Consider the following 3,273-nt stretch of genomic DNA (forward strand, 5'->3'; position numbering starts at 1 on the left):
AAGTTGAAGTAGTACGGCTGCCCATTGGTTGTCTGCAGGGTGGTGACGCAGTCGCCCCATGGATTGTTGTGCTGCTTGCCCTGGGCAAAATTGTGCAGCGGCGACAACCCGAGGAAGTTCAGCGAACTCAGGTTGGCGATGCGCGTACGGAAGCGCCAGTTACCTGGCAGCTGCGAATAAAACGACGAGGCGATCGCGAGATCTTCCTTGGCCAATACATTTCGCTCTTGCGAAAAAAAAAATGGCCCCGGTCAGTGCCGGGGCCATCCATCGAACGTTATCTGCCTTTACAGGCTGGGGCCTCTGCGTGTCTCGACGTTTTGCTGTGCTTGGTGCGCATTTTGCTGGACTTGGCGCTGGCTTTCCTCCGCCGCCTGATGGCTGCTCTGTTCCAACGGCTGGTTCTGCGCTTGATTGCGATCCACAAACACACGCTGCATCGCCGGGTCGGTCATCTCGCCCTGTACCGCGAAGAAGCCGTCGCCGCTCCTGTTCGGTACCACATTGTCGATACGCTGCAGACCACTCACCTTGGCCTCGAACACGATCTGCCCGGCCGCCTGCTCCAGCTCCTTGCGGTTGGAAAATCCACCGCGCTCGCCCAAGGCCTCCAGCTTGCCTACCGTACCGACGAACATGCCATTGTCGGGGTGGCGAGGATCGGAAAGCAACGGAGCAGATGTGGCATGTGAAGGGACACCCTGAGCACTGCTCTGCTCGGCGTGTTTGGTCGTCTGCTGCGACAATGCTTTCCCGAGTGCCGCCTGTGTTTGCTGCCCCACTACACCATCGACTTGCAGGCCATGTGCGCGCTGGAATTGCTCCACCGCGAACTTGGTATTGCCGCCGAAATCACCATCGGCCTGCAGCGCCTTGCCGTCGCGGCCGGTTGCGCCGAGCTGAGCGAGTTGGCCTTGCAACTGTTTCACGGATTCGCCGTGCTCGCCTTGTTCCAACTTGCCATCATGAGGTGATGGAGACCGTTGGGATCCAGACGATTTACCTTGCGCAGGTAGGCGACCTTCAGTTAAGCCAATTAAATCGTGTTTCTCCTCAAGCGCTCGATCACGTAGCGAATCCCATTGAGTAGGAGAACTTTTGAACAACGTTTCAGTATGAGAGTACTTGTAGTCTTGTAATGCCTCAACAATCTGCCTATCTGATAAATCAGACAATTGATAATTGTCGCCAAACTTTTCCTCAAGTCCTTTTCGAAACAACGATGGAGTCAAGGTGCGATACTGCACCGATGTGCTCCAGATAGCGTCCTGAACAGCAGCTCCACGATCACTTAGATCTAGCCCACCAGCTTTTAGAGCCGCGACCTGCTTGTCGTAGTGTGTACTCTTGATAAAATCATGCTGATCTTGGCCGAACGCAGCATCAATGCGCGCAAGCTGAGTCCACTTCGCGTCAAAAGCATCTGTCGTAGGAGACAGCCCTGCAAACTCGCCTGCATAACGTGATTGATCCAAGTACTCTCGTAGAGTGCCTGATTTAGAGGAAAGCTGATAAGCCCCGTAAGAAACGCCGCCGTGGTCTCCCTTACCCGTAGAGATTGTCTCTACACCGCGCCGACCACTTTCATGCCGCGCAGACGTCATACCCAAATGCCATCCATCCATAGTTGCCATCGTTAAACCCTCGCATTTGACCAGTTCATTATAAAACCGGATGATTAGCGCTTCTCCAGTTCTTCGGCGCGTTGCGCGGTTGTATTCAAATTACAAGAAGTGTCTTCCAATTCTTCCGCCTGCCCGCCACCGAGCGCACCATTCGATTTGCAAAGTGTGTCCCGCCACTTTATCCAATCGCGCTCCTCTTGCTTTAGCCGATCTTTCTTTTCTGCCGGCCATCTGTTCAAGAGGCGTTTATAAGCCGCATTCAGGCGAGCATCCTGATAAGCATATTCTTGACTATTGCACTCCATCAATGCCGGAACGACCGCGCCTGCATTTTTAACGCATTGAACGTATGAAGATCGCAGCTTTATATCTTTCGCTAGGTCACCACGCTGCCGTTGCTGGTCGCTGTTAAGTGCCTGCTCCAGGAGCTCATCTTGTTGGCGGGCAATACGCTCTTGCTTATCCGTGATGCTTTCAGCACCTTGAGCATGACTCACAGAATCTACATTCTGCTCCAAATTTCGAGAGTGCTTGGAAATGTCATCAGCCACTTCCGACATGGACTCTTGCTTGCAAGCTGCAAAAAATAAAAACACAGCTCCCGCGAAGACCAGATTTACCCTTCTGAAAAAAATAGGCATCAAAACCCCGCCAAGTTAGGTCAAGCTAGCACTTCAAAGAATGGATCAGGAAAATCAGTACACCTAACCATACAAGGACAACACCTTCACTTTAAAAAAGATAAAATAATTTTTTCCGAATAAATATGGCGCTCACACTAAAAACCAGCCATTTATTCTAAATAATAATCCATCTTACGCTTTTGGATTAAAATTTCCTAAAAAATGGCTTGGAACAATCCGTACCTCTGACGTAACACTTAGCACCAGATTCTTTTAAACATTCATCAAGAGCATCTTTTTTTGCTATCTCTTCAGTTGCTGCACTGATAATTTTCCCACCAGTCCGGCCCTTTGCAGCCTGCACAACAGCGACACACTGATTCTTGTACGTGAAATTCACCTTGCAATCAGAATTTCCAAAGTCTGAGCATACCTTTAAGGCTTCCACTCTGGCTTCATTCTCGGAAAGCTTGCCAGTGCTACTTCCGATGTCTCCATTATCCGAGCTAGCAATGGCTCCCCATGTTTTGAGCCACTCACCGGTGGGCCTAGGAGGCGGTTGAGGGATATCACCTCTCGATGTACCAGAATCTGGCCCACACTGAGGGCTTCCAGGAGCCACACCGCTTGGGCAAGCAGTCTGTCCCCAGGCAGCTGAGGAACTAAACAGAAAAATTAGTAAAATAAATAATTTCATAAAACCCCCGATTCTAGTCCTTATGAGCTACCTGAAACTTTATGGACTAACTGATCAGGAAGTTGAATTAGCTTTACCAAATCTTCCGCTAGGAGCAGTGTCGGTATCGTTATTTGCATATTGAGATTGCCTAGATCCCTGTCCAGACGGATTGAATTGATCCCTCCCTTTATTAGTGTCAGGAGCCGGCGCCCCCGGCTCATAAGGCCGCCCGGCAGCCGGAGCTGACTGACCGCCTCGATCCAGCTGCCCCAGCGCCGAATACGCCGTGAACTGGCCCAGCGTGCCCTGGAAGAAGGCAGCGGCCATCGGCGGTGCGGTGATGATC

General features: G+C 51.4%; 3 protein-coding genes and 2 pseudogenes. All 5 read right to left on the bottom strand.

The window, feature by feature from the left end; genetic code table 11:
• Positions 1-212 (bottom strand): annotated as a pseudogene (locus tag EO156_RS03495) (hypothetical protein); the annotation flags it as partial.
• A 75-nt stretch (positions 213-287) separates the two neighbouring features.
• Positions 288-1,634 carry a peptidoglycan-binding domain-containing protein gene (locus EO156_RS24585; RefSeq protein WP_315850414.1) on the bottom strand — a complete coding sequence of 449 codons (1,347 nt, stop codon included), beginning with the start codon at positions 1,632-1,634 and terminating at the stop codon, positions 288-290.
• 44 nt (positions 1,635-1,678) lie between these two features.
• The gene (locus EO156_RS03505) at positions 1,679-2,266 is read right to left on the bottom strand and encodes a lysozyme inhibitor LprI family protein (protein ID WP_230577963.1); all 588 of its coding nucleotides are present in this window, start codon (positions 2,264-2,266) and stop codon (positions 1,679-1,681) included.
• A 187-nt stretch (positions 2,267-2,453) separates the two neighbouring features.
• Positions 2,454-2,945, bottom strand: a complete 492-nt coding sequence (locus tag EO156_RS03510) for a DUF4189 domain-containing protein (protein WP_011051705.1) — start codon at positions 2,943-2,945, stop codon at positions 2,454-2,456.
• 54 nt (positions 2,946-2,999) lie between these two features.
• Positions 3,000-3,273 (bottom strand): annotated as a pseudogene (locus EO156_RS24110) (hypothetical protein); the annotation flags it as partial.

Origin of the sequence: Xanthomonas sp. DAR33341 (assembly GCF_003992815.1) — a bacterium.
GTDB lineage: Bacteria > Pseudomonadota > Gammaproteobacteria > Xanthomonadales > Xanthomonadaceae > Xanthomonas > Xanthomonas cissicola.

Excerpts from the sequence above, each read along its gene's own strand:
- EO156_RS03510 (WP_011051705.1), bottom strand. The coding sequence starts at position 2,945 with ATGAAATTATTTATTTTACTAATTTTTCTGTTTAGTTCCTCAGCTGCC.
- EO156_RS03505 (WP_230577963.1), bottom strand. The coding sequence starts at position 2,266 with ATGCCTATTTTTTTCAGAAGGGTAAATCTGGTCTTCGCGGGAGCTGTG.
- EO156_RS24585 (WP_315850414.1), bottom strand. The coding sequence starts at position 1,634 with ATGGCAACTATGGATGGATGGCATTTGGGTATGACGTCTGCGCGGCAT.